Annotated in this window: 21 protein-coding genes; 13 read left to right on the top strand and 8 right to left on the bottom strand. The window is 39.7% G+C overall.

Annotation, left to right across the window (positions count from 1 at the left end; all coding sequences use genetic code 11):
• Positions 1 to 57: 57 nt before the first annotated feature.
• The gene (locus IQ282_RS00960; RefSeq protein WP_194850078.1) at positions 58 to 1,572 is read right to left on the bottom strand and encodes a hypothetical protein; all 1,515 of its coding nucleotides are present in this window, start codon (positions 1,570 to 1,572) and stop codon (positions 58 to 60) included.
• Positions 1,573 to 1,694: 122 nt separating this feature from the next.
• Here IQ282_RS00960 and thrS point away from each other — a divergent pair, with 122 nt between their 5' ends.
• The 5 genes from thrS (at position 1,695) to IQ282_RS00935 (ending at position 6,313) form a co-directional block, all read left to right on the top strand.
• On the top strand, positions 1,695 to 3,641 hold the full coding sequence (gene thrS / locus IQ282_RS00955; protein WP_194850077.1) for a threonine--tRNA ligase: 1,947 nt from the start codon (positions 1,695 to 1,697) through the stop codon (positions 3,639 to 3,641).
• 58 nt (positions 3,642 to 3,699) lie between these two features.
• The gene (gene infC / locus IQ282_RS00950) at positions 3,700 to 4,212 is read left to right on the top strand and encodes a translation initiation factor IF-3 (RefSeq protein WP_317174163.1); all 513 of its coding nucleotides are present in this window, start codon (positions 3,700 to 3,702) and stop codon (positions 4,210 to 4,212) included.
• A gap of 350 nt (positions 4,213 to 4,562) precedes the next feature.
• Positions 4,563 to 4,760, top strand: a complete 198-nt coding sequence (gene rpmI, locus IQ282_RS00945) for a 50S ribosomal protein L35 (protein ID WP_194850076.1) — start codon at positions 4,563 to 4,565, stop codon at positions 4,758 to 4,760.
• A gap of 101 nt (positions 4,761 to 4,861) precedes the next feature.
• On the top strand, positions 4,862 to 5,206 hold the full coding sequence (rplT, locus tag IQ282_RS00940) for a 50S ribosomal protein L20 (protein WP_194850075.1): 345 nt from the start codon (positions 4,862 to 4,864) through the stop codon (positions 5,204 to 5,206).
• Positions 5,207 to 5,386: 180 nt separating this feature from the next.
• Positions 5,387 to 6,313 carry a 2-hydroxyacid dehydrogenase gene (locus IQ282_RS00935; protein WP_194850074.1) on the top strand — a complete coding sequence of 309 codons (927 nt, stop codon included), beginning with the start codon at positions 5,387 to 5,389 and terminating at the stop codon, positions 6,311 to 6,313.
• Positions 6,314 to 6,398: 85 nt separating this feature from the next.
• Here IQ282_RS00935 and IQ282_RS00930 read toward each other — a convergent pair whose 3' ends face one another.
• The gene (locus IQ282_RS00930; RefSeq protein ID WP_194850073.1) at positions 6,399 to 7,322 is read right to left on the bottom strand and encodes a YitT family protein; all 924 of its coding nucleotides are present in this window, start codon (positions 7,320 to 7,322) and stop codon (positions 6,399 to 6,401) included.
• 712 nt (positions 7,323 to 8,034) lie between these two features.
• On the opposite strand from IQ282_RS00930, the gene IQ282_RS00925 reads away from it, so the two are divergent.
• A complete protein-coding gene (locus IQ282_RS00925; RefSeq protein ID WP_194850072.1) occupies positions 8,035 to 8,373 on the top strand; it encodes a single-stranded DNA-binding protein in 339 nt (112 codons plus the stop codon).
• A 354-nt stretch (positions 8,374 to 8,727) separates the two neighbouring features.
• Here IQ282_RS00925 and recG read toward each other — a convergent pair whose 3' ends face one another.
• On the bottom strand, positions 8,728 to 10,833 hold the full coding sequence (recG, locus tag IQ282_RS00920) for an ATP-dependent DNA helicase RecG (RefSeq protein WP_194850071.1): 2,106 nt from the start codon (positions 10,831 to 10,833) through the stop codon (positions 8,728 to 8,730).
• A gap of 113 nt (positions 10,834 to 10,946) precedes the next feature.
• Here recG and IQ282_RS00915 point away from each other — a divergent pair, with 113 nt between their 5' ends.
• Positions 10,947 to 13,043 (top strand): M1 family metallopeptidase, encoded by a 2,097-nt coding sequence (locus IQ282_RS00915; RefSeq protein ID WP_194850070.1) that lies wholly within the window; start codon positions 10,947 to 10,949, stop codon positions 13,041 to 13,043.
• A 294-nt stretch (positions 13,044 to 13,337) separates the two neighbouring features.
• Here IQ282_RS00915 and IQ282_RS00910 read toward each other — a convergent pair whose 3' ends face one another.
• The 5 genes from IQ282_RS00910 to IQ282_RS00890 all read right to left on the bottom strand — a co-directional run bounded on the left by IQ282_RS00910 (position 13,338) and on the right by IQ282_RS00890 (position 16,173).
• On the bottom strand, positions 13,338 to 13,856 hold the full coding sequence (locus tag IQ282_RS00910) for a DUF7935 family protein (protein ID WP_194850069.1): 519 nt from the start codon (positions 13,854 to 13,856) through the stop codon (positions 13,338 to 13,340).
• Positions 13,857 to 13,879: 23 nt separating this feature from the next.
• Positions 13,880 to 14,173 carry a type II toxin-antitoxin system RelE/ParE family toxin gene (locus IQ282_RS00905; RefSeq protein ID WP_194850068.1) on the bottom strand — a complete coding sequence of 98 codons (294 nt, stop codon included), beginning with the start codon at positions 14,171 to 14,173 and terminating at the stop codon, positions 13,880 to 13,882.
• On the bottom strand, positions 14,166 to 14,417 hold the full coding sequence (locus IQ282_RS00900) for a type II toxin-antitoxin system ParD family antitoxin (protein ID WP_194850067.1): 252 nt from the start codon (positions 14,415 to 14,417) through the stop codon (positions 14,166 to 14,168). Before IQ282_RS00900 ends, IQ282_RS00905 begins: the two co-directional genes overlap by 8 nt.
• 48 nt (positions 14,418 to 14,465) lie before the next feature.
• A complete protein-coding gene (locus tag IQ282_RS00895) occupies positions 14,466 to 15,095 on the bottom strand; it encodes a GNAT family N-acetyltransferase (RefSeq protein WP_317174162.1) in 630 nt (209 codons plus the stop codon).
• A gap of 169 nt (positions 15,096 to 15,264) precedes the next feature.
• Positions 15,265 to 16,173, bottom strand: coding sequence for a LysR family transcriptional regulator (locus tag IQ282_RS00890; protein ID WP_194850066.1), 909 nt, complete (start codon positions 16,171 to 16,173; stop codon positions 15,265 to 15,267).
• Between the two features lie 74 nt (positions 16,174 to 16,247).
• On the opposite strand from IQ282_RS00890, the gene hutH reads away from it, so the two are divergent.
• The 6 genes from hutH to IQ282_RS00860 all read left to right on the top strand — a co-directional run bounded on the left by hutH (position 16,248) and on the right by IQ282_RS00860 (position 25,260).
• Entirely contained in the window at positions 16,248 to 17,738 is a 1,491-nt protein-coding gene (gene hutH, locus IQ282_RS00885; RefSeq protein WP_194850065.1) for a histidine ammonia-lyase, read from the top strand.
• A gap of 5 nt (positions 17,739 to 17,743) precedes the next feature.
• Positions 17,744 to 19,741 (top strand): urocanate hydratase, encoded by a 1,998-nt coding sequence (locus IQ282_RS00880; protein ID WP_194850064.1) that lies wholly within the window; start codon positions 17,744 to 17,746, stop codon positions 19,739 to 19,741.
• A complete protein-coding gene (hutI, locus tag IQ282_RS00875) occupies positions 19,741 to 20,979 on the top strand; it encodes an imidazolonepropionase (protein ID WP_194850063.1) in 1,239 nt (412 codons plus the stop codon). The genes IQ282_RS00880 and hutI overlap by 1 nt, the downstream gene beginning before the upstream one ends.
• Positions 20,972 to 21,943: a formimidoylglutamase gene (gene hutG, locus IQ282_RS00870; RefSeq protein ID WP_194850062.1), complete on the top strand. Its 972-nt coding sequence runs from the start codon at positions 20,972 to 20,974 to the stop codon at positions 21,941 to 21,943. Before hutI ends, hutG begins: the two co-directional genes overlap by 8 nt.
• 236 nt (positions 21,944 to 22,179) lie before the next feature.
• Positions 22,180 to 24,504 carry an ATP-dependent helicase gene (locus IQ282_RS00865; protein ID WP_194850061.1) on the top strand — a complete coding sequence of 775 codons (2,325 nt, stop codon included), beginning with the start codon at positions 22,180 to 22,182 and terminating at the stop codon, positions 24,502 to 24,504.
• Between the two features lie 159 nt (positions 24,505 to 24,663).
• Positions 24,664 to 25,260 (top strand): LURP-one-related/scramblase family protein, encoded by a 597-nt coding sequence (locus IQ282_RS00860; protein ID WP_194850060.1) that lies wholly within the window; start codon positions 24,664 to 24,666, stop codon positions 25,258 to 25,260.
• The last annotated feature ends 8 nt before the right edge of the window (positions 25,261 to 25,268 follow it).

The following is a 25,268-nucleotide window of genomic DNA, read 5'->3' as shown; positions in this document are numbered from 1 at the left end:
TGATTTAATTACAGTATTTAATGACTTTAAATCTTTTAGGCAGTTATAACAGCCCAGCTATCTTTTACTTAAAACCCTAAGTTGATCATTGGGCTGGTCAATTTCTAGAATGATATCTGAAATCCCGTTGATATCCTGAAAGATGTACTCCTTTCCTTGTAAAGTAAAACTTAAATCTATTATGATATCATTCTCATTGCGGTATTGCTCAAAAACTTCCATTTCAATTCCCAAGGTTTTCATGTCAGTCTTAATCGCTAGTAATTGCCTAGGGCTCGTTTTACTTTTAATGGTAAAGTCATGGGATTTTTCAAACGGTATGACTGCGGTAGTTTCAAATGAGCGATCGAGTAAATCTCCATATTCATTCACCATCTGACCTTTCTCATTTTTGATGATTAAATAATTAGATGCAAATAGGTAGTCATAGGGTTTGCCTTTGATATTTAAAGTGCCATTTACTGTGGGGGCCAGCAACTCCTTATTGATGGTAAATAACATTTTACCCAGCAAGCTATACACGATGGTATAACCCTCATAAACCTTATAAGAACATTGATCTGCCGCAAAAAATAGATATCCCTGTTTTTTAAGCACCTCATCTTTAGAACCTCCCATTATTGCGGTGCGATAGGCTTTAATTCCTTCGGCAGTCTCTGCCCGTAAACCTTGTTCTTCAATAACTTTATTTTGTCGTTCTATGACTGACCGTCCTTTTTCCTGAGCTGCGATTGTTTCTAATAAACGGGCATTTTCCTCTTCAATAATCTCTATAAGCCTTATTTGATGTTGCTCTAGGGAATCTCTTTTGGCAAGGGCTCGCAAATTATTGTAATCCAGTGTTTTTCGTTCTCTTTTGATGCGATTCGACTCATTTTCAAGTTGCTTCAACTCTGCTCGTATCGCGATTTGTTGCGCTTTCATTGTTTGAGTATCGCTGATGACACGGTCTTTTTGAACCTCTAATACTTGAATTTGACCTGTTGTTTTTTCTGCTTTTTGATTTTCTATTTCTTCCAGTCGTTTTGTATTTTTTTGATCAGCTTGTTCACGTAATTCGGTAATTTCTAATAACCTTTCTTGTCTGGCCAAATCTTTTTTTGATGCAGCATCATCAGTACTTACCAGTTGCTGGCTTTCTTTTTCTTCAAAATTCACTTCTTTATTTATAGCTGTTTGGGATTCATTTTTTGTCGTTTTTGATGTACTGCATAATCCCAAAAACGACACCGTTCCTGGTTCTAGAAGATCTATGCATATACCATCAATCCCATTAAGTGATGCCGTTTGATAATCAATCGTTCTATTGTCACTTCCTTTCAGTTCCAGTCCTAGACTATTGATCTGGCTTGCACTGCTTTGGAAATCGGTCAATTTTACCTCAAGTTGATATTCCTCCCTCAAAGTTTTGAGCAAGTTCATTAAATCAGCCCTGGTTGTCAGCTTATCAATTGTAAAGGTGGAATCTGTCTGTATTGCTGGAGCTTGTTGAGAGTTCGCTTTCGCGAAAGCGAACAAAATCACAGCTATAAATAACATGACAGAATTGCGATTCCCTAAAAACGCATTCATTTTAAGTAGTTTAAGTATATAATATTACAAATTAAACTTGCAAAACAACGTTTGTAAAGACCGAAAAATGAGTTGGCTATCCCATTAAAGCGTTTAACTTTGCAGGCTCATATTTTGTAGTTATGATTAAAATCACCCTGCCAGACGGCACGATTAAAGAATTTGATAAAGGCGCAACTCCCATGGAGGTTGCCATTAGCATCTCAGAAGGATTTGCTCGCAACGTCATTAGTGCCAAGTTCAACGGTATCAAAGTCGAGACGAAAACACCTCTAAACGAGGACGGAAGTTTAACACTTTTTACGTTCAACGATAAGGAAGGAAAAGAGGCATTCTGGCACTCTTCTTCACACATCATGGCGCAAGCTATAGAAGATTTATTCCCTGATGCTAAGCTGACCATAGGTCCAGCCATCGACAATGGTTTTTATTACGATATCGATTTTGCCGGACGTTCCATAACGGAAGCTGATATACCGGCAATTGAGAAAAAAATGATAGAAATAGCTCGTGGAAAACATGAGTTTGATATGCGTTCTGTTTCAAAAGCAGACGCTTTACAGAAATATAAGGAAGAGGGCAATGAGTTCAAAGTCGAGCTCATTGAAAATCTAACCGATGGCGAGATTACCTTTTGCGACCACGATACATTTACAGACTTATGCCGCGGTGGACATATTCCTAACACTGGAATCGTCAAAGCGGTAAAAATAATGAGTATTGCTGGCGCTTACTGGCGCGGTAATGAAAAAAATCCACAGCTAACCCGTTTATACGGTATCTCATTCCCTAAACAGAAAGACTTAACGGAATATCTAGAGTTGCTGGAAGAGGCAAAGAAAAGAGACCACCGTAAATTAGGGAAGGAATTACAGTTATTTACTTTTTCACAACGTGTGGGTCAAGGATTGCCATTATGGTTGCCTAAAGGTGCGGCACTTAGAGAGCGCTTAGAAAATTTCTTGAAGGCTGCTCAGAAAAAAGCTGGTTATGAAATGGTGATTACACCGCATATAGGTTCTAAGGAACTTTATGTAACGAGCGGCCATTACGAAAAATATGGAGCCGATTCTTTCCAGTCCATCAAAACGCCCTCAGAAGACGAGGAGTTCTTATTGAAACCGATGAATTGTCCTCACCATTGTGAGATTTATAAAAGCATACAGTGGTCCTACCGTGATTTACCTAAACGTTTTGCGGAATTTGGTACGGTGTACCGCTACGAACAAAGTGGTGAATTGCATGGATTGACTCGTGTGCGAGGATTCACTCAAGACGATGCGCATATTTTCTGTACTCCAGACCAGCTGGATAAGGAGTTTATGGATGTTATTGATCTTGTTTTATATGTTTTTGGAAGTTTAGGGTTTGAGAACTTTACCGCTCAGGTAAGTATTAGGGATCCTAAAACACCTGAAAAATACATAGGCGACTTAGAGAACTGGGATAAAGCTGAAAATGCTATTTTGAGAGCTGCACAAGCTAAGGGATTAGATTTTGTAGTGGAAGAAGGCGAGGCAGCGTTCTACGGCCCTAAGCTGGATTTCATGGTGAAAGATGCCTTAGGCAGAAGCTGGCAGCTGGGTACCATTCAAGTTGATTACAATTTGCCAGAACGATTTGACCTGACTTATAAAGGAGCTGACAATGAGTCACACCGTCCGGTGATGATTCACAGAGCACCTTTTGGTAGTATGGAGCGATTTATCGCTATATTACTCGAGCATACTGGTGGGAATTTCCCATTATGGTTGATGCCAGAACAGTGTACTGTTCTGTCTTTGAGCGAGAAATATGAAAATTATGCTAAAAAGATCGCGAATATTCTTGAAAATAACGAAATTCGCACAACAGTGGACAATCGAGCCGAAACAATGGGTAAGAAAATTCGCGAAGCAGAAATGGCCAAGTTACCCTACATGTTAATTGTTGGGGAACAAGAAGAAAAGGATGGCACTATTTCTGTACGTAAACATGGTGGAGATGATTTAGGCACAATGACTGCAGAGCAATTTGCAGAAATGGTGAACAAAGAAGTCGCAAACTCCATTAAAACATTTGAAGTTTAATTAAAATTATATAGCCATAGCAATAAGAAGACGCAGAAGCCGCGGACCGGCTCGGATTATCAAAGAAGACAAGCACGCAATCAATGAAAAAATACGTGCTCGCAAATTACGTTTAGTAGGTGATGGTGTCGAACCACAAATTATCGACACTAGAGATGCACTTGCCAAAGCGCAGGAGCAGGAACTTGATCTCGTAGAGATTTCTCCTAATGCTGATCCACCGGTAGCTAAAATCATGGACTACAAAAAGTTTGTGTATGAGCAAAAGAAACGTGAGAAAGTCATGAAGGCAAATGCCTCTAAAGTGGTGATCAAAGAAATACGTTTCGGACCCAACACGGATGATCATGATTACGAATTCAAAAAGAATCATGCCGAGAAGTTCTTGAAAGAAGGAGCTAAATTAAAGGCTTATGTATTCTTTAAAGGACGTTCTATCATTTATAAAGATCAAGGAGAAATTCTTTTATTAAGACTTGCTCAAGATCTTGAAGAATTAGGAAAGGTGGAGCAAATGCCAAAAATGGAAGGGAAACGTATGAATATGTTTCTTGCTCCTAGAAAGAAATAATACTACATTTAGTGACCGCTCGCTGGATCGTAAAGAGGATTTCATAATTCAACTTCATTGTTTGCAGGTCAGTGAAACAAAAAAACTAAAGACTATTTCTTTAATGGAAATAGTCTTTTTTATTTCATCTAAATTCTTCTGTTTTGAGTAGCTAGCCAATTTGAACCGAAGTCTAAATTATTTGAACGTTTATCCTATTGCAATACCGAATAATAACCTATTTTTGCAGTCCTTAAATTTGATGTTGTGAACAGAGCTTTTCGTATGGAAAGCCGGTTCGAGGGAAAGTCAAGGATGGCGATTTCAATCAACTATAATTTAAGGATGCGAGAACTAAAAACAAGGAACTTATGCCTAAAATGAAAACAAAATCCAGTGCCAAAAAGCGTTTCAAGCTTACTGGTACAGGAAAGATTAAAAGAAAGCACGCTTTTAAAAGTCACATCCTGACTAAGAAAAGTAAAAAACGTAAACTAGCATTGACGCACGATACCCTCGTACACAAAGCAGACGAAAACAATATCAAATTGCAATTACGTCTTAAATAAGACATTTTTGTAAACCTTGATGGTTTATTAATTATTTACAAACCCAGTAGTTAGGCATTATAAGAATCTAAATAGGTCGCCTAATACTAAAAAATTAAATTATGCCAAGAGCAAAAAATAGAGTGGCTTCCAGAGCCCGCAGAAAAAAGATAATGAAACTGGCCAAAGGTTATTACGGACGACGTAAGAACGTATGGACAGTTGCTAAAAATGCAGTAGAGAAAGCAATGGTTTACTCCTACCGCGATAGAAGAAACAAAAAAAGAACCTTCCGTGCATTGTGGATCACACGTATCAACGCTGGTGCAAGAATACATGGAATGAGCTACTCAACGTTTATGGGAGCTGTCAAAAAGAACAACATCGAGTTAAATCGTAAAGTTCTTGCAGACTTAGCAATGAATCACCCAGAAGCTTTTACAGCTGTAGTTAATCAAGTAAAATAAAGGTGTAACAACCTCTCGCATTTATAGAAAATCCCGACCAGCAATGGTTGGGATTTTTTTGTGGTGTGGTTTTAGATGAGTTCGCTTTCGCGAAAGCGGACTCTTAAAAGCTTAAATAGCTATTAAAAGGTGGGGGATCTTGATGGAACTTGGCTATTTTAATCTTTAAAATATTTAGAAATGGCGTTACTACTAATAAGGAGTGATAAGAATTATGATTCTTGGCTTAAGGCTTTAACAGATCAGAATTCTGGAGTACAAGTGTACACACCAGAAACGGTAGAGAATCCTGTTGAAATCACGATGGCACTCACCTGGAAAGCACCAAAAGGGAGCTTTAGTAATTATCCAAACCTAAAAGTGATAGGCTCTATGGGTGCGGGTGTGGATCATTTATTTGACGATCCATCGCTGCCGCAAAATGTAACCTTGACTCGTGTTGTGGATGAAAAATTATCCTCTGACATGCAAGAATTTGTACTAGCCCGATGTTTAAATCATATCAAGGATCTGGAATACTACTCCCATTTGCAACAACAGGTAGACTGGAGCCCTAAACAATACCGGCGCGTTGCAGACGTTTCTGTAGGGATTTTAGGATTTGGCACTTTAGGTCAGGCCGTGGGAAAGAAATTAGCAAATGTTGGATTCAAGGTTTCAGGATGGTCTCACACAAGAAAAGAGGTTTCAGGAATTAAAAGCTATACCACAGCCGAGTTAGATTCCTTTCTAGCTACATCTGAAATCTTAATTTGCCTATTACCTCTAACGGATCAGACCAGGAATATTTTAAATCTAGAGCTTTTCAGAAAATTACCTGAAAAAGCTTATCTCATCAATGTCGCCCGTGGCGGACATCTCAATGAAGCCGACTTAATTGCGGCTTTAGAAGAAGGGCTGTTATCTGGGGCTGCGCTGGATGTTTTTAATAGAGAACCGTTACCAAAAGATCACAAGTTCTGGAAGCGCAATGATATTTCTATTACACCGCACGTGGCAAGTATGAGCAGCGCTGGATCTGTAGCACCACAAGTTGTAGAGAATTATCATCGCATGGAATACGGAAGTGAGTTAATGAATGTAGTTTCCCGAGAGAAGAAGTATTAGGGATGGAGTTTATCTAGTATAGTTGACCGACGTTATGCAGAGTTTAAAAGTACCAGCTCAGTTTAATGCGTTTTAAAAACAAGAATTATTGTTTTACCTTATTCTTTGCCCTCTTATTGGTCAGCTTTTTCAGAAAATCCTTAGCAACGTACTGGTTGTAAATCCCTCCTTGAATATTATTCACATCAAACTCTATTATAAATGCATTCTCATCGACATCGTCTATAATATGGTAGGTACGTTTAATATCAATCCGATTGATTACGGTATGAATAATTTCTTTTTCTGTCTGAGCACCTCTTTTACCGAAACCTCCAGATCCTTTATACAAAGTAGTTCCTGTTCCTACCCACTTTAGCAGTTCTGCATTAACCTCTATGTGTTTTTCAGAAACAATCATTAGACCTACATAATCTTCAAAACCTTCAATCATCAAATCGATCACTTTGGCCGTGACGATAAATGTCAGAATGGAATACATAGCAACCTCGAGAGACAATAGTAAGGCAGTTGTGCTAAACAAAATTGCATTGAAACAAAGCACCACTTTTCCAATGCTAATTCCTAGCCTATCATGTATAAAAACGCCCAAAATTTCAGACCCATCAAGAACAGCTCCATTCCTAATGGCTAGACCTATACCAGCACCCAAAAATAAACCGCCAAATATAGCGATGAGTAACTTATCATCAGTTACCGCAACAAAACTCTCAAAGTGAATAACAATTGCTAGAGCCAAAATGGATAGTGTGGACTTGATAACTATACGTTTTGAAAGGTTGAACCACGCAAGAATCAAAAATGGAATACTAACGACCAGCAGAATTATGGACATATTTATATCAAAGATGGTACTCAATAATATAGCAATCCCAGTTACACCACCATCTAGAAATCCATTAGGTAAAAGAAACATTTTGAGCCCGAGACTTGATAGTATAATCCCAACGGATATGTAGAACATCTCAGATGCAATTTGTTTATAGTAAGCGTAACGGTTTTTTGGCATTAGAATCTCTTTTTAACGAATCACCGAAAAATAAGGCATATTATATTTGAGTGGGTGTTGTTTTCAAAAGAATTATAATTTTTTACTGAGGCAAACTTCATATAATTAGGAATTATAACATGTTACGTTGATTTGATCAAACCTCAGTGTTTGATAACCTAACTATTCCTATTTAATTTCAAAAAGTATGCGTTGTATATATTCAAGTTCTACAGGTCCTTATTTATGAATACATAGTATAGATCAGAACATCATGAGTTAAAGCTGGAACAGACTTGATTGACCTACTAAGTTTTCAGATGATTCTTTCAAAATAAAAAAAGAGCTTCTTATTCCATTGCCTCTATTGGGATATGATATACTTCGTTACTGAAGTATCTATTTTGGGTTACAACGTGATAACTAGAGCTGAAATTAAAACCATTTTGACTCAGCAGTTTTCTTTTAAAATTATTCATACTGAACCTCTAATAAAGATTCAAAGCATTTTATATAAGATCTTGGAAAGAATCCATTTTTAAAATTTAAAAAACATTGACCCAAAAAGACAACAAGAGTGGGAATTTCATAAAAACAAACGTTTACAAACGACAATAAACGTAAGCAATTGTTTAATAATGTTTATGGCCATGGAAGTGATCGCATATTTGCAATGTCATCAACAAACAAACGATGACAACACACTTTTTTAATCCATACAAACTAATTTATTATGAGCAACTTAAGCAACAAAGTACAACTGATCGGTCACCTAGGAGCAGACCCAGAAATCGTTAATCTCACCGACGGAAAGAAGATCGCCAAGTTTTCCATAGCCACCACAGATCGCTATAAAAACAAACAGGGTGAACTAGTATCTGACACGCAATGGCACAACGTCGTTGCCTGGAACAAAACCGCAGAAATTATTGAAAAATATGTCACCAAAGGAAAGCAAGTGGGCGTTGACGGAAAACTAACCTCGCGGTCTTATGAGGACAAGGAAGGAAACAAAAAGTATATTACAGAAGTCGTCTGTAACGAGTTACTATTGTTAGGCAGTAAAGCTTAATTCTTATATTTGAATAATACTAAAGAGCTCCTTTTGCTATTGCATGGAGCTCTTTTTATTGGAATCAATTGTTGGACGTTATGGAGTAACGCTCTAGTCCGATTTCTTTTACCCCAGATCGCTGATCTTAAATTAGAACTAGATAACTGTTCTCGACAATTCGATATGCTCAGCGCTGCGCTGCGCTCGAACTGAGATTCAGATTCGTGATTTTTGATTTTTGATTTTAAAATCGGCAATACATTTTTGCGAAAGCAAAAAGAAAATAGGCAATTGGCAATTGGCAATTTTGAAATTTTGAAATTTGGGATTTATCGAGCAAAGCGAGATTGTGATTTGGCAGCTACGCTGGCTTTAGCTGATGTATTTCCACAGCCCTTTTTTAGCCTGTAAATGTGACATAACCCTGCGAACCGTGGCGTTCTTCTCTAATCCTATGGACGGATCTTCCTGTAGAAAGTTGATGGCTGCATTTCTTGCAACCGCTAGCAATTCATTATCCCTGACGATATCTGCAATGCGCAGTTCCATGACGCCGCTTTGTCGGGTTCCCATGATATCTCCTGGACCGCGTAATTTAAGATCAACCTCAGCAATCTTGAATCCGTCGGTGGTTTCTACCATGGTTTCTAATCTGGTTTTTGCTTCAGCGCTTAATTTGTGACTGGTCATCAATATGCAGAAACTCTGGTCTGCACCACGTCCTACCCTACCGCGCAACTGGTGTAATTGTGATAACCCAAAACGCTCTGCACTTTCAATAATCATCACGCTGGCATTGGGAACATTTACGCCTACTTCTATTACGGTAGTCGCTACCATGATTTGCGTTTTATGCTCCACAAATCGTTGCATCTCATAATCCTTGTCGGCGGGCTTCATTTGTCCGTGGACGATGCTCACTTGGTATTCTGGCATCGGGAACTCGCGTACAATACTTTCATAGCCGTCCATCAGGTCTTTATAATCCAGCGTCTCTGATTCCTGTATCAGCGGATACACGATATAAACCTGCCGGCCTTTTTTGATTTCATCTTTAATAAACGAGAAAACGCCCAGCCTGTTCTTGTCATATCTATGTACGGTTTTTATTTCCTTTCTTCCCGGCGGCAATTCATCAATAACAGATATATCCAGATCGCCGTACAAACTCATGGCCAGCGTTCGTGGAATAGGCGTTGCCGTCATCACAAGAACGTGCGGTGGTAGTTTGTTTTTCTTCCACAATTTGGCGCGCTGCGCCACGCCAAAACGGTGTTGCTCATCCACTATCGCAACGCCTAAATTCAGGAACTTTACCTTATCCTCAATAAGCGCGTGGGTTCCTATTAAAATATCCAGACTTCCGTCTTCTAGTGATTCATGAATGACTCGGCGTGCTTTTGTTTTAACAGATCCTGTAAGCAACGCCACTTTCAATCCCGTGGGCGCGAGCAATTCTGAAACACCTGCCATATGTTGCTGAGCAAGGATTTCTGTAGGCGCCATAATACAGGCTTGAAAACCGTTATCAATGGCAAGCAAACACGTCAAAACCGCCACAATCGTTTTCCCAGAACCCACATCGCCTTGTAGCAATCGGTTCATGTGTGCGCCGGTCACCATATCTGCGCGTATTTCCTTAACCACTCGTTTTTGTGCTCCGGTTAATTCAAACGGCAGGTTAAAATTGTAGAAATTATTAAAATGGTCTCCAACAGTTTCCAAAACATATCCCTTAATCTGGGTCTTGCGGATTCGGTTTTGCAGGAGGAGTTCCATCTGAATAAAAAATAGTTCTTCAAATTTTAATCGTTTCAAGGCCGCCTGCAATGCCGTGCTGCTGGTTGGGAAATGAATTTCCTGCATTGCCACATTTTTTGTGATCAACTGCTGGTCTCGCATTAAATCCTCAGGAAGCGTTTCTACAAAAGCGCTCTTGATCTCAGAGAATAGTTGGCGCATCAAACGCACAAAGTATTTGTTGGTGAGTTGGCGTTTTGTCAACGTTTCCGTGGACGGATAAATAGGCGTCATCGCGTTTGAGGGACGACCGCGAAAATCTTTGAGCAGCTCCACATCTGGATGTGCAATGCTATACATGGCGCCATACTTAGAAACCTTACCATAAACAACGTAAACCTCATTCACCTTCAAGTTTTCCCTGAAGTATTTCTGACCCTTGAACCAGACCAGTTCCATTCTACCGGTATCGTCTGCCAGTGTGGCGACTAATCGGGATGCTTTTCCTGCTCCAGCCGTGCCTATTGATAATAATTTCCCAACGATCTGAACCTGGGCAGTTTCTGGAACCAGTTGATTTATTTTGTGAAATTGTGTGCGATCCACGTAGCGATTCGGGAAAAAATTTGCCAGATCACCGTAGGTCTGAATGCCTAATTCCTTGCGCAACAAATCGGCACGGGAAGGCCCAACGCCAGACAGGTAATCAATAGGAGTGGTTAAAAAATTTACAGGCACGCGCGTGAATTATTTCCCAAAGGTAGCATTGCCGCGCTCAATAGTCAAGCACTAAACTTTAAGCGCCAATTTCAGTCACAGGTTGCGCACGACTTTTTGTATTTTGCCTACTTATGAAACAGATTACTTTATTTCTTACATTCTTTTTTATCACCTTGATTTCCAGCGCTCAAGACATCGATCAGCCTGCGGTAGATTTCACTAGAGCGACGGTTTCAGTCACTTTAGATCCAGCAAATACGGTTGTGGATGGCCACGTAACTTTTGAAATTGACGTTTTAAAAGCTACCGATGTCATTCATATTGATGCAAAAAATCTGCTAGAATATGCTGTGAGTTCCACCACGCACACTGATATCGCTGCAACTAGGGATGATGCAGGATTGTTGTTGCGAGCCCGCTTTCGCGAAAGCGAAAAAGCCACCGTCAAACTAACATTTAAAACTCAACCCAACAAGGCACTTTATTTCATTGATGCAGATGCAGATCATCGCTGGGATCAAGCGTGGACGCAGGGTCAGGGAAAATATACGAGCAACTGGTTGCCCAGTATTGACGATATGAATGAGAAAATGGAATGGGATTTACAGGTGGCGGTGCCAGGCAATTTGAGAGTTGCGGCAAATGGAGCGCTGAAATTGAAAGTGCCAAATGACGATCTCATGTTCTGGAATTATGACATGACGGCGCCTATGTCCAGTTATTTAGTGGCTCTTGTCGTAGGAAACTACGAAATTTCCAGCACGGAGTCTGCCTCTGGAATCCCACTGGATTTTTACTATTACCCGCAGGACAGTTTGAAAGTGGAAAGTACGTATCAACATGCAACGCAGATTTTTGATTTTATGGAGCAGGAAATAGGCATTGCCTATCCATGGCAAAATTATAAGCAGATTCCCGTAAAGGATTTTTTATATGCGGGCATGGAAAATACGAGTGCAACTATTTTTAGCGATCAATTTGTACAGGATGACATAGGAGCGATCGATCGCAGTTACGTAAATGTGAATGCGCATGAACTGGCGCATCAATGGTTTGGCGATCTGGTGACTGAGGAATCTGGAACCCATCACTGGTTGCAGGAAGGCTTTGCCACCTATTATGCCATGCTTGCCGAACGCGAATTGTACGGCGATGTCCATTACTACGTCAACTTATACGAACAAGCAGAATTATTAAATGATCAAAATCAGTCTGGGAAATCCACAGCCCTGATGGATCCTAGTGCTAGTTCGCTGACTTTTTACCAGCACGGTGCCTGGGCGATTCATGCATTGCGGGATCTCGTCGGTGATGCTGCTTTTAGAAACAGCATCAAATTGTATTTAAAAAAGTATGCTTTCAAAAACGCGACTACCGATGACCTATTAAACATCGTTGCAGAACAATCTGGAAAGGACTTAACTTCTTATAAATCGATGTGGTTGACAAGCAACCAATTCCCGAGCGAAGAAGCGCTAAGATTGTTGCGTAAAGATCTGTTCATGGAAGCCTATTTGCAATTGCTGGCGAGGCGAATTTCGTCCTTTGACGAGGCATATGCTAGTTACAGAGAAACCTTACGCGTCCCCATACAGAAAGAAGCGGTGCTAGAAATGGTGGGGCAATTAAGCCTGCATACCGACTCTAGGAAATATAAATTATTAGAGCAAGCTGCCGCCACTAACAACATCGAAATACGCCAGTTGATTGCCCTAACCACAAGAGAAGTGACAGAAAACAACAAAGAGCTGATTAGCAGCTTGTTAACGGATGATTCTTATGTGACCAGAGAACAAGCTCTAGTCCTGTTATGGAATGCGGCCGGCGATAAAAAGCGACTGCTGGAAACTGCCAGAAAGGCCTGGAATGAAACTAACGAATCGCTAGATCTTGCCTGGTTGACGCTTGCCATAAATACTGATGGCTATACCGCAAAACAACGCACTGGTTTTTTAGGCCAACTTCAAGAATATACAAAGCCTGTCTATTCAACGGAGACCAGACAGATTGCTTTTGACTATTTAGTGGCGCTGGATTATCTGGATGATGAAAATTTACTGGACCTCTATCACGCTGCCCTTCATCACAATTATAGCTTTTACGGCTATGCACGCAAAATCATAAATGACCAATTTGCGGCAGAAAGCAAAAAGGAATTGATGAATAAAGTGGTCGACTTACTAACTCCTGCAGAACAAGAGAAACTGAGACTGGTCACGGATTTGTAATCTTGAAATTGAACTCGAATTTGAGTTTGAGTTTGAGTTTGAAATCAGTATTATCAAACTAGGTCAAGTTTTTTCTAACCGAAATAGCTTTAAACTCCTTCCCTTTGGGAAGGCTGGGATGGGTTCATAATTTAAAGTATAACGAGACTTTTTAAGGCTTTTACCTCACCCCAACCCTCTCCAGCGGAGAGGGAGCTTTTAATGTTTTGAGTTTTTAAAGGCAATTCGATTCGCTTTTGTGCACAATACCATCCACTGATCTCATCCCTAATGCCTAAGACCTAATCCTACAGTTTAAAACAACTCTCGGACTTCCTTTCGCACATAACTAAGCGCGGTCTCACTGGGCGCTGAACCGTCCATGAATTCATTGATGATTTGGGATCGCAATTCGTCTGCAGTATGTGATTTGTTGCTCATTCCCACTTGGCGTATTTTCTGGATTGTAGTGTTTTTTGCGGCTCTGATAACATTCCAGCATTCTTCTGAAAAGTAGATTTGCTGCGCCACATTGTGTTCAAATTCCTGTTCTATGGTAGCGACCAGCATGATTTCGTATTCTGATTTTGTAAGATCTCCCGTTTTTGTTCTGACTAGTAAACTGTTGGGTTTCATGCGCTCTAGAAATAAGGCAAGACGCTCGTATGCCGCCATGCGCATGGGAAGTGTTTTGGGTTTGAGCGATTTTCCAGCTAAAAACATACGCCGTTTCTCTTCATTGTCTAGGAATGTTTTGATTAAAAGATATGCTGTAATGCCCACTATGAGTGCGGGAATGAAGGCGATTAAAAGTTGAGTGGTTGTTGGGTTCATGTAAAAAAATGTAAAAGTAATCTCTATTTAAAATGCTTCTTGATGTCCATTTGTTGATGAAGTACTCTCAATATTTCTACGGTAGAATTGATGATTTTATAAAAAATAATATGTCGACCAATTGACACCCCATGAATATCGAAAGCTATTTCTTTATAAACACGGCCCGTAGATTCATTCAAAGATAAGAGATGGCATTCTCTTTCTAATAGGTCATAATATTGATCCGCTTGACTCTCTGACCATTCTGCAAAGGTATACGCCCAAATATTATTCAGATCGTCAATAGCGTCTTGCCTGAAATACAGACTATACATCAACGGAGTGTTTGGCTTTTAGTCTTTTTAGATTTTCTTTAAAATCAAAGTCTTTAACTAAAGGACTATCCATACCTTTTTGAATTGCAGCTTTTAAGGCTGCGATTTTCGCTTCCTCCTCTTCTAAAAGTCGCAAACCTGCCCTAACTACCTCACTTTTATTTTTATATCGTCCATCCCTAATTTTGGACTGTACAAACTCATTGAAATAATCACCTAATGAAATTGATGTGTTGTGACTCATAATCATAAATTTTAATAAATATACCCATTTTTGGTACAATTAGGCATTTTAGTCCATTTTAAATTCCTTACTCAAAATCCCATACACCACAAGATCATAATATCGATCCGTTTTTGAAACCTGTTGTCTGAGAATTCCCTCTTTTTGCATACCGCCTTTCCGCATAACTTTTCCCGACGCTGGATTTTCAACGAGATGGGATGATGTTATTTTGTTGAGTTTCAAATCGGCAAAGCCGTACTGGATAATTCTTTTGGTTGCCTCCGTCATAATTCCTTTGTTCCAGAATGGCTCTGCGATCCAGTAGCCCACCTCTGCCCTATTGAATCGTTTTTCTAAGGTCAATCCTATACCGCCCATGAATTCTCCCGACTCTTTCCATCGTATGGCAAAGACGTGATTGGTTCCGTTTTTGAATCCCTGATGTGCTCTGTTTATCCAGTAGATCGCATCGCTTTCCTCATAAGGATGCGGTATATTTTGAGTGAATTGGGAAATATTGGGGTTTACCGCATTTTTTACAATCAACGGAATGTCTTCGGTAGATAATTCGTTAAGGATTAATCGTTCTGTTTCAAAATATGGAAAAGATGTGTTCTGCACGGTTGTAGTAATTTCAGGTTTTCTGCATTTTATACCTAAAAACACAATTTGTTCTCGCAGTTTAAAGCGCAACACAGTTCAATTTTTAGGGTTCTTTTGTTGAAAATCTGCCTGTTATGTCGCTTTCGCGAAAGCAGCTTGGTTTAAATTGTAAAGTTCTTAGAATGTTTCTGAAACAGAGTTTTTCATTTCCAAAGGGCAGAATTAATTCTGCCCTTTGGAAATGATCGATCAAAGCCGTGGATCAACGCTCCTGATCTAACTTTACCAATTGACGGACCACTTTCAAAAAACTTTCTAGTATGGGATTCGTATTGGTGCTGTTCCACACAATTTTAAGTGTGGTGCGTTGCTTAATTTCTGTCAATTCTATGAATTTAATATCGAGGTCATATCCGTTTTGTAGGGATGTAGGCACAATGGAAATACCGAAATTATTTTCGACCAATCTATAAATCGAACTCGCATTTACCGTAGAATGTAAAATCGCGGGATAGAAACCGCTGTCGTCAAAAATCTGCATGACTTTTTCATAATACGACGTACTGTAGGAAGAATCAAATAGGATAAAATGCTCGTCCTTAAACTGAGATAAATCATCAAAATTAGCCGCGCTGATGACATGATTTTTAGGCAATACCAACGAAAAGGTTTCTTCCAAAACGGAATGCAATTCCAGCTCTTCAGGAACGCGTTCTAACCGCACAAAACCTATTTCAATTTCCTGATTCAACAAGGCCTGTATTTGTCGGTTATTATCCATCTCCGTTAAATTGATCAACGTATTCGGGTTCGTATCACGGAATTTCAACAAAAAATCCGGAATCAATTGGTGCATGGCAGATCCTATGTACCCCATTTTGAGATTTCCATCAATACCGTCATTCACTAATTTGGCTTGAGCCAAAATATCATTTAGTTTTTTGAAGTTGGTTTCCAGTTCTTTTTTAAGATACTCACCAGCTACAGTTAAGGTTACATTTCGGCTGTTTCTTTCGAATAATTTTATATCTAAATCCTTTTCCATCTGTTTGATTTGCCTGCTCAAACCCGGTTGCGAAATATATAATTGATCTGCCGCCTTTCTGAAATGCAATTCATTTGCGACTGCCAGGAAATATTTGAAATGCCGGAACTCTAATTGATTACTCATAGTTATTGATTGTCGCCTAAATTGATCTTGATAAGTATCAAAAGTATCTTTAAATTTATAAAAAAACGGCAACTATGTTTAAATATGGGATTGACCAATTAACGGTTGATAAAGTGATGGCCATCGCAAACGGCAAATTAAAAGCAATCGTTTGTGAGGAAACTGTGAAAAAGGTCAATGTTTGTAGGCATAAGGTTGAAACTATGGCCAGCGGTGCCACTGCTGTTTATGGAATCAATACTGGTTTTGGACCTTTATGTGATGTTCAGATAACTCCAGAGCAGACCAATAAATTACAAGAAAACCTATTGATTACACATGCCGTAGGCGTTGGTAATCCCATTGATCGCGAACTATCTAAATTAATGATGATTTGTAAGGTTCATGCATTGTGTCAGGGTTTTTCTGGTGTCCGGCTAGAATTGATAGAACGTATCATTTATTTTATCGAAAACGATCTACTACCGGTAGTTCCTGAACAAGGATCTGTAGGAGCGTCGGGAGATCTTGCTCCATTATCGCATTTATTCTTGCCATTATTTGGTGAAGGAGAATTTTGGAATGGCGGTATAATAGAACCGGCAAAAATTGGATTAGCAAACCATAACCTAGAGCTATTAGTACTTCAAGCAAAGGAAGGCTTAGGACTCATCAATGGTACCCAGTTTATTCTAGCTCATGCTATTACCGGGCTGCACAAAATGAAGTACCTGTTAGATCTCGCAGACGTTTCTGGAGCGATGAGTCTAGAAGGGTTTCAGGGAGGTGCTTCACCATTCAAAAAAGAGCTGCATAAAATCCGCCCATTTAAAGGCAACTTAAAAGTAGCTAAGCGCATGCGTATGCTGCTCAAAGATTCCCAAAATTTGAAAAATCATTTTGAATGCCCTAGAGTTCAAGATCCTTATTCCATGCGTTGTATTCCACAAGTACATGGAGCCTCCAGAAACACCTATTATCACTTGAAGGAACTGGCGGAAATAGAAATGAATTCTGTCACCGATAATCCTATTATCCTGAGTGACACAGAAGCCATTTCTGGAGGAAATTTCCATGGTCAACCGCTTGCCATGGCTTTAGATTACGCATCCATTGCCGCCTCTGAACTAGGAAACATATCAGACCGACGATGTTACTTATTGTTAGAAGGGAAATATGGATTGCCACGTTTACTAACAAACGCCGGCGGCTTGAACTCTGGCTTTATGATCCCCCAATACACCACTGCAGCCCTAGTTACTGAAAATAAATCCTTATGTTTTCCTCCATCTGCAGACAGCATCCCGACTTCTTTAGGACAGGAAGACCATGTTTCCATGGGAAGTATTTCTGGACGCCAATTCAATCAGATATTGGGGAATATTGAGAAAATACTTGCGATCGAGTTAATGTACGCCGCACAAGCCATGGAGTTTAGAAGACCCAACACGTTTTCAAAAATTATTGAAGAAAACTTTAAAATCATTAGAAGTAAAGTGGCAAAATTAGAAGATGATCGCATCTTAAAAGACGACATATATGCCATGATCGAATTAGTAAAAAATAAATCTTTAATAGTCAAATAAAAAATATGAACTTTAAAGAACAAATACTTCAAGGAATACCTACAGAGTTACCAGCAAAGAAAGCCTATCCAGCGGATGCCAACAGAGCTCCAAAACGAAAGGACATTCTCTCAAAAGAGGAAAAACAGCTCGCCATTAGAAATGCATTGCGTTATTTTCCAGTGGAATGGCATAAAGAATTGGCTTCAGAATTTGCCGCAGAATTACAGGAATACGGTAGAATCTATATGTACCGATTCAAGCCAGATTATAAAATTTATTCAAGATCCATTTCAGAATATCCAGCTATTTCTTCACAAGCGGCAGCGATTATGCTGATGATTCAGAACAATTTAGATCCTGCGGTGGCGCAACATCCAGAAGAATTAATAACCTACGGTGGCAACGGAGCGGTTTTTCAAAACTGGGCGCAATATACCCTGGTAATGCAATATCTCGCGACTATGTCAGATGAGCAAACCTTGCATTTATATTCCGGTCATCCCATGGGATTGTTTCCATCTTCAAAGAATGCTCCTAGGGTCATTGTCACAAACGGAATGATGGTTCCTAATTATTCGGCACCAGACGATTGGGAGAAATACAATGCTTTAGGAGTTACCCAGTACGGGCAAATGACAGCGGGTTCTTTTATGTACATCGGCCCACAGGGGATTGTTCATGGAACTACCATCACGGTTATGAATGCGTTTCGGAAGATTTTGCCGAAAGGGGAATCCCCAGCCGGTAAGATATTTTTAACCGCCGGTTTAGGTGGTATGAGTGGCGCGCAACCTAAAGCCGGTAACATTGCTGGCTGCATAACGATCGCTGCAGAAGTTAACCAGAAAGCTGCCACTAAAAGACACGAACAAGGTTGGGTAGATGTGCTTATCGATGACATGGATCAATTGATCGAAAGAGTCAAAAAAGCGCAACAAAATAACGAAGTGGTTTCTATCGCCTACATTGGAAATATTGTTGAGATCTGGGAGCGTTTTGATACAGAAGATATTTTCATCCACGTGGGATCTGACCAGACTTCCTTACATATTCCATGGACTGGCGGCTACTACCCTATTGATGTTTCCTATGAAGAATCCAACCGATTGATTCGGGAAGAACCAGATGTATTTAAGGAAAAGGTTCAGGCCACTTTGAGAAGGCATGCCGCAGCTATAAATAAACATGCGGCAAAAGGAACATATTTCTTTGATTATGGAAATGCATTTTTACTGGAATCTTCCAGAGCAGGCGCTGATGTCATGGCAGAAAACGGCATCGATTTCAAATATCCATCCTATGTGCAGGACATCTTGGGACCCATGTGTTTTGACTACGGTTTTGGACCTTTTAGATGGGTTTGTGCTTCTGGGAAGCCAGAAGATCTTGATAAAACGGATGAAATTGCAGCTACCGTTTTGCAAAAAATCATGGAAAATTCTCCAGAAGAGATTCAGTTGCAGATGCAGGACAACATTACTTGGATCAAAGACGCAAAGAAGAATAAAATGGTCGTCGGTTCGCAAGCTCGCATTTTATATGCAGATGCTGAAGGACGTACTAAAATTGCAGAAGCTTTTAATAATGCTATAGCTCAAGGCGAAATTGGTTCCATAATATTAGGTAGAGATCACCATGATGTTAGCGGTACGGATTCTCCATATCGGGAAACTTCTAATATCTATGACGGTAGCAAATTCACGGCAGATATGGCCATTCATAATGTTATAGGTGATAGTTTTAGGGGTGCCACATGGGTGAGTATTCATAATGGCGGCGGCGTGGGCTGGGGCGAAGTAATGAATGGTGGTTTCGGGATGTTATTAGATGGTTCCAAAGAAGCGGAAGAGCGCTTAAAAAGCATGTTATTTTACGATGTCAATAACGGTATTGCCCGCAGAAGTTGGGCCAGAAATGATGAGGCTATTGTTGCAATCAAAAGAGAAATGGAACGTTCCCCCAATCTTAAAGTAACACTTCCTAATCTTGTTGACGACGAACTTTTAAAAGATCTATTTTAATGGCGACTTTATTTAAAAACATTAAAGAATTAATCCAAGTTAGGACAGAACCTGTTTCATTCCTTTCTGGAAAAGAGATGAAAATTCTGCCTACCATAAAAGATGCTTTTTTAGTCGTAGAAAAGGGATTGATATCTGATTTCGGTGCAATGCAAGATTGTCCAACATCTGATTTTTCTGAAGTCGTTGATGCGACAGGAAAGATGATCTTGCCTTCCTGGTGTGATTCGCACACGCATATCGTTTACGCTGGAAACAGGGAAGGTGAGTTTGTAGACAGAATCAACGGAATGTCCTATGAAGAAATTGCAAATAACGGTGGCGGCATTTTAAATTCTGCTAAAACGTTGCAATCTGCTTCTGAAGAGGATTTGTACAATCAAAGTAAAGTACGACTGGAAGAAGTGATGTTGTTGGGAACTGGAGCGGTTGAAATCAAATCGGGTTATGGTTTGACCTTAGAAGCAGAGTTGAAAATGCTTCGAGTAATAAAGCGATTGAAAGAAAATTATCCTGTAGAAATTAAGGCTACATTTTTAGGAGCACATGCTGTTCCCACAAAATATAAAGACAACAAAGAAGGTTATGTTGATGAACTGATCAATGAAATTCTTCCCAAAGTAGCAGAACAAAAATTAGCAGAATACATCGATGTGTTCTGTGAAACAGGATATTTTTCTGTTGCCGACACAGAACGAATATTAGCAGCAGGGCAAAAATATGGGTTGGTTGCAAAAATTCATGTGAATCAGTTTACTTCTATAGGCGGTATTCAAGCAGGTGTTAAATACAACGCCTTATCCGTAGATCATTTGGAAGAAATGCGGGAGGAAGATTTTGAAGTGTTAAAGAACACGAAGACCATGCCGGTAGCGGTTCCTAGCTGCTCCTTTTTCTTAGGCATTCCCTATACACCAGCTAGAAAAATGATAGATGCTGGATTGCCATTAGCTCTTGCAACAGATTATAATCCAGGTTCTACACCATCCGGTAATATGAATTTTGTAGTTTCTACGGCTTGCATCAAAATGAAAATGACACCAGAAGAAGCGTTCAATGCAGCCACCATTAACGGTGCATATGCGATGGGACTGGAGAAAAAGGTAGGATCGATAACTAAGGGAAAACTCGCAAACCTCATCCTCACAAAACCCATCAATTCTTACGGATTTATTCCTTATTCTTTTGGAACAAATCATATTGAAAGTTTATATGTAAAAGGAGAAAAAATTGGATAAAACACTTCATATCAATTACCAACCGGCACAAGAAAGCAACTGGACCGGCAGAGTGTCAAATCCTGAATTGGACAATCAGTATTGGTATCAAGAGATCATATTATCTGATCTTGATGATATAGGTCAAGAAAAAATAGATTTCGGTTTGATCGGTTATGCTTGTGATGAAGGTGTGAGCAGAAATTTAGGAAGACCTGGTGCACAACAAGGTCCTACGGTGTTGCGCGAACGTTTATCAAAAATCCCGATTCATTTTAAGCAAAAAAAGGTAGCAGATTTTGGGGATCTCATTTGTAAAGAGAATGATATGGAGGCTTGCCAAGATGCATTAGCCAGAACCATAGAAGCTTTAATTTCAAATTCTATTTTCCCAATCGCCATAGGTGGGGGCCATGATATTGCCTACGGACATTTTAAAGGAATTTACAATGCCCTTAATCGCAACGCCGATAAGAAAATTGGCATTATAAATTTTGATGCGCATTTTGATTTAAGACCTGTTGAGGATAAACCAAATTCCGGAACTCCATTTAATCAAATCCTAAATGAGTTTGACGGCGTATCCTACTTTGCCGTCGGTATTCAACAACAAGCAAATACGAAGGAGTTGTTCGATATTGCCCAAAAGCATTACGTTCCCTATGCGCTCCACGATGAATGTGAGTCAGATGAAAAAGCTGTTGAAGCCCTAAAAGCTAAACTCCAGCCTTTTATAGATTCTAACAATTACCTCTACATCACCGTAGACTTAGATGGTTTCTCATCTGCCTACGCTCCGGGAGTTAGCGCTCCGTCGCCCTTAGGTTTTGACCCAGCATTCTTTTTCAAGATTCTATCCTATTTGTTGTCATCGTCAAAGGTGAAATCGGTAGATCTTGCAGAGCTGAATCCGTCCTTAGATAGGGATAATCAAACGGCTACCCTTGCCGCGAGGATCGTTGATTTTGTTGTGGAGAACGCATAGCACATCCTTAATACCAAGTTGCTATGTCTCCAGAAAAATCATGGATACTAATTTTAAAAGAATACTTTTCCGTTGAGTAGTAGGATTGCTATCACATAATTCCAGTCTGAGATGTGGTGGATTTTTCTGTCAAGTTCTATTTTCCAATGTTGAAAAATGATTGGGAATAATTCCGCTTTCGCGAAAGCGAACTCTTCTCAAACCGTATCTTTAAAAACTAGAAAATGAAGTAGACTTTGGAAGATTATTTATCGCAATTAAATGAAGCTCAGCGCCTTCCGGTGCTACAAAAAGATGGACCGATGATCGTCATCGCAGGTGCTGGATCTGGGAAAACCCGGGTACTGACACTGCGTATTGCATATTTGATGCAACAAGGTGTAGATCCGTTTAATATTCTCTCGCTCACCTTTACCAATAAAGCCGCACGCGAGATGAAAAAACGTATCGCAGATATCGTGGGTGCTAGCGAGTCCAAGAACCTGTGGATGGGAACATTCCACTCGGTTTTTGCACGATTGCTGCGTATGGAAGCTGATAAACTGGGTTATCCATCTAATTTTACAATCTATGATTCACAAGATTCCCAGAGACTGACCAGCGCGATCATCAAGGAAATGGGGCTCGACAAAGATGTTTACAAATACAAGCAGATTTTTTCTAGGATCTCATCGCTCAAAAATAATTTAATCACCGTGCGCGCCTACAATGCTGATGCAGACCTGCAAGAGGCAGATGCCATGGCGCGACGTCCTCGATTAGGTGATATTTATGCTGAATATGTGCAACGTTGCTTTAAGGCTGGTGCGATGGATTTTGATGATTTACTATTGAAAACGAATGAATTACTCAATCGGTTCCCAGAAGTTCTTGCAAAATATCAAAACCGGTTCCAGTACATTCTGGTGGACGAGTACCAGGATACGAACCATTCTCAATACCTGATCGTAAAAGCGCTATCCGACAAGTTTCAAAATATTTGTGTGGTAGGAGACGATGCGCAATCCATATATGCATTCCGTGGTGCAAATATTAATAATATCCTGAATTTCCAACGGGATTATGATAATGTGCAGGCGTACCGACTTGAACAGAATTATCGGTCTACAAAAAACATCGTGGAAGCTGCCAACTCCATCATAGAACACAACAAAACAAAACTTGAAAAAGTAGTCTGGACAGCTAATAACGACGGGCCTAAAATCATTGTTCACCGATTGATGAGCGATGCAGAAGAGGGTCGCTTTGTGGCAAGCAGTATTTGGGAAAATAAGATGAATAATCAGCTGGGGAATGACCAGTTTGCAATTCTTTATAGAACTAATGCACAATCAAGGGCGATGGAGGATGCGCTGCGCAAACGTGATATTCCTTATAGGATTTATGGAGGCCTAAGTTTTTACCAACGTAAAGAGGTAAAGGATGTACTTTCCTATTTGCGTCTGGTTGTCAATCCCAAAGATGAGGAAGCGATCAAACGGGTCATCAATTATCCTGCGCGTGGTATAGGTCAGACCACAATGGATAAACTAATCGTAGGTGCAAAACAATACGATAAAAGTATTTTTGAGATTCTTGAAAATATTGATAGGGTTGACATTAATATAAATGGTTCTACCAAAACAAAGCTGCGCAACTTTGCCACTATGATCAAAAGTTTCCAGGCATTAGATGAAACCATGAATGTCTTTGAACTAACGGAATACGTAGTGAAGAAAAGTGCGTTGCTTACAGAGCTTAAAAAAGATGGGTCACAAGAAGGAATCTCAAGAATTGAAAACATTGAGGAGCTACTCAATGGCATGCGAGACTTTGTAGAAGGTCAAAAAGAAGTTGCAGAAACACGTGGCTCCCTTGCAGAATTTTTAGAGGATGTAGCCCTTGCCACAGATCTGGACAATGATACAGGAGATTCAGATCGCGTTTCCTTAATGACTATTCATCTTTCCAAAGGACTTGAGTTTCCATACCTATATATAGTAGGAATGGAAGAAGATCTTTTTCCCAGTGGCATGAGCATGAATACACGCGAAGATCTAGAAGAAGAACGCCGCTTATTTTATGTGGCGTTAACTAGAGCAGAACATCAAGCGTATCTGACTTATACCTTGAGCCGCTACCGCTGGGGAAAACTAGTAGATGCAGAACCTAGTCGTTTCATTAACGAGATTGATGATCAATATGTGGAGTACACCACTCCCATGGATGATTACAAATACAAGCCGTTGTTAGATGCAGATTTGTGGGATGAACCTGATAAATCTAAATTAAGACAATCAAAACCTAGAACAGGAACGCCGCCTAGTGTAAATAAACCTAGTGAAGAGCAAATACGCAAACTGCGTAAAATGCGCCCGGCAAGTAGTGCGATAGCTGCAGAACCATCTGGTTTTGAAGGAGATCTTATAGTTGGGATGATGGTTGAACACGCAAGATTTGGCAGTGGAGAAGTGGTAAATCTAGAAGGTGTAGGCGGTGAGAAAAAAGCAGAAATCAACTTTAAAGTAGGCGGTCTTAAAAAGCTGTTATTGCGATTTGCAAAACTAGATGTCGTAGAATAAGCTTTGGTTTATCGTTCTCCTTATAAATAGTTGATTTACTTTAATAAATTTTGAGAAGTGCTTTTATACAAATGCTATGAGCAATTGGTATTCTAAGTTGCTGACATCTTAGAACCTAAAATAATCCCATACATTTACAGGATTGATTAATTCAAGAACATGAAGAACATTCAATATCCGATTAAGTTTTCTTTTAGGATAACCACCCTAAGCAATGACTTCACAGCTACAGATGCAACTGGAAGTACCATAGCATACGTGAGACAGAAAATGTTCAAACTCAAAGAGGCAATTACCGTCTACAGTGACACCTCTAAAAACCAAGTTCTTTTTACCATCAAGGCTAACAAATGGCTGGACTGGAGTGCTGCTTACAGCATGCTGGATGCTAACGGCAATGAAATAGGTAAAATCGCAAGAAAGGGATGGAGGTCGATGTGGAAAGCAGAATATAATATTATAGATCAACACGAGAAATTACAATACAGAGTTCAAGAAGCAAGCGTATGGACCCGTATGGCAGATTCTTTAGTAGGAGAAATCCCTGTCTTAGGGTTTTTTACAGGGTATATGTTCCATCCTACTTATAATGTCACTGATGTGAATGGCGATATAGTTGTAAAACTTAAGAAAAAACCGTCTTTTTTTGGAAAGGAGTTTGAAGTTGAAAAATTGTCTGACATTGAGGAAGATGATAAAGAAAGAGTGATGCTGGGATTGATGATGATGATTATTTTAGAACGCCGTCGAGGTTAAAAATTAAG

This window comes from Nonlabens antarcticus (assembly GCF_015356755.1).
Taxonomy (GTDB): Bacteria; Bacteroidota; Bacteroidia; order Flavobacteriales; family Flavobacteriaceae; genus Nonlabens; species Nonlabens antarcticus.
Note: the sequence above shows the minus strand (reverse complement) of the source record. Positions and strands in the feature narration are given on the sequence as shown.

Excerpts from the sequence above, each read along its gene's own strand:
- IQ282_RS00960 (WP_194850078.1), bottom strand. The coding sequence starts at position 1,572 with ATGAATGCGTTTTTAGGGAATCGCAATTCTGTCATGTTATTTATAGCT.
- thrS (WP_194850077.1), top strand. The coding sequence starts at position 1,695 with ATGATTAAAATCACCCTGCCAGACGGCACGATTAAAGAATTTGATAAA.
- rpmI (WP_194850076.1), top strand. The coding sequence starts at position 4,563 with ATGCCTAAAATGAAAACAAAATCCAGTGCCAAAAAGCGTTTCAAGCTT.
- rplT (WP_194850075.1), top strand. The coding sequence starts at position 4,862 with ATGCCAAGAGCAAAAAATAGAGTGGCTTCCAGAGCCCGCAGAAAAAAG.
- IQ282_RS00935 (WP_194850074.1), top strand. The coding sequence starts at position 5,387 with ATGGCGTTACTACTAATAAGGAGTGATAAGAATTATGATTCTTGGCTT.
- IQ282_RS00930 (WP_194850073.1), bottom strand. The coding sequence starts at position 7,322 with ATGCCAAAAAACCGTTACGCTTACTATAAACAAATTGCATCTGAGATG.
- IQ282_RS00925 (WP_194850072.1), top strand. The coding sequence starts at position 8,035 with ATGAGCAACTTAAGCAACAAAGTACAACTGATCGGTCACCTAGGAGCA.
- IQ282_RS00915 (WP_194850070.1), top strand. The coding sequence starts at position 10,947 with ATGAAACAGATTACTTTATTTCTTACATTCTTTTTTATCACCTTGATT.
- IQ282_RS00910 (WP_194850069.1), bottom strand. The coding sequence starts at position 13,856 with ATGAACCCAACAACCACTCAACTTTTAATCGCCTTCATTCCCGCACTC.
- IQ282_RS00905 (WP_194850068.1), bottom strand. The coding sequence starts at position 14,173 with ATGTATAGTCTGTATTTCAGGCAAGACGCTATTGACGATCTGAATAAT.
- IQ282_RS00900 (WP_194850067.1), bottom strand. The coding sequence starts at position 14,417 with ATGAGTCACAACACATCAATTTCATTAGGTGATTATTTCAATGAGTTT.
- IQ282_RS00890 (WP_194850066.1), bottom strand. The coding sequence starts at position 16,173 with ATGAGTAATCAATTAGAGTTCCGGCATTTCAAATATTTCCTGGCAGTC.
- hutH (WP_194850065.1), top strand. The coding sequence starts at position 16,248 with ATGTTTAAATATGGGATTGACCAATTAACGGTTGATAAAGTGATGGCC.
- IQ282_RS00880 (WP_194850064.1), top strand. The coding sequence starts at position 17,744 with ATGAACTTTAAAGAACAAATACTTCAAGGAATACCTACAGAGTTACCA.
- hutI (WP_194850063.1), top strand. The coding sequence starts at position 19,741 with ATGGCGACTTTATTTAAAAACATTAAAGAATTAATCCAAGTTAGGACA.
- IQ282_RS00860 (WP_194850060.1), top strand. The coding sequence starts at position 24,664 with ATGAAGAACATTCAATATCCGATTAAGTTTTCTTTTAGGATAACCACC.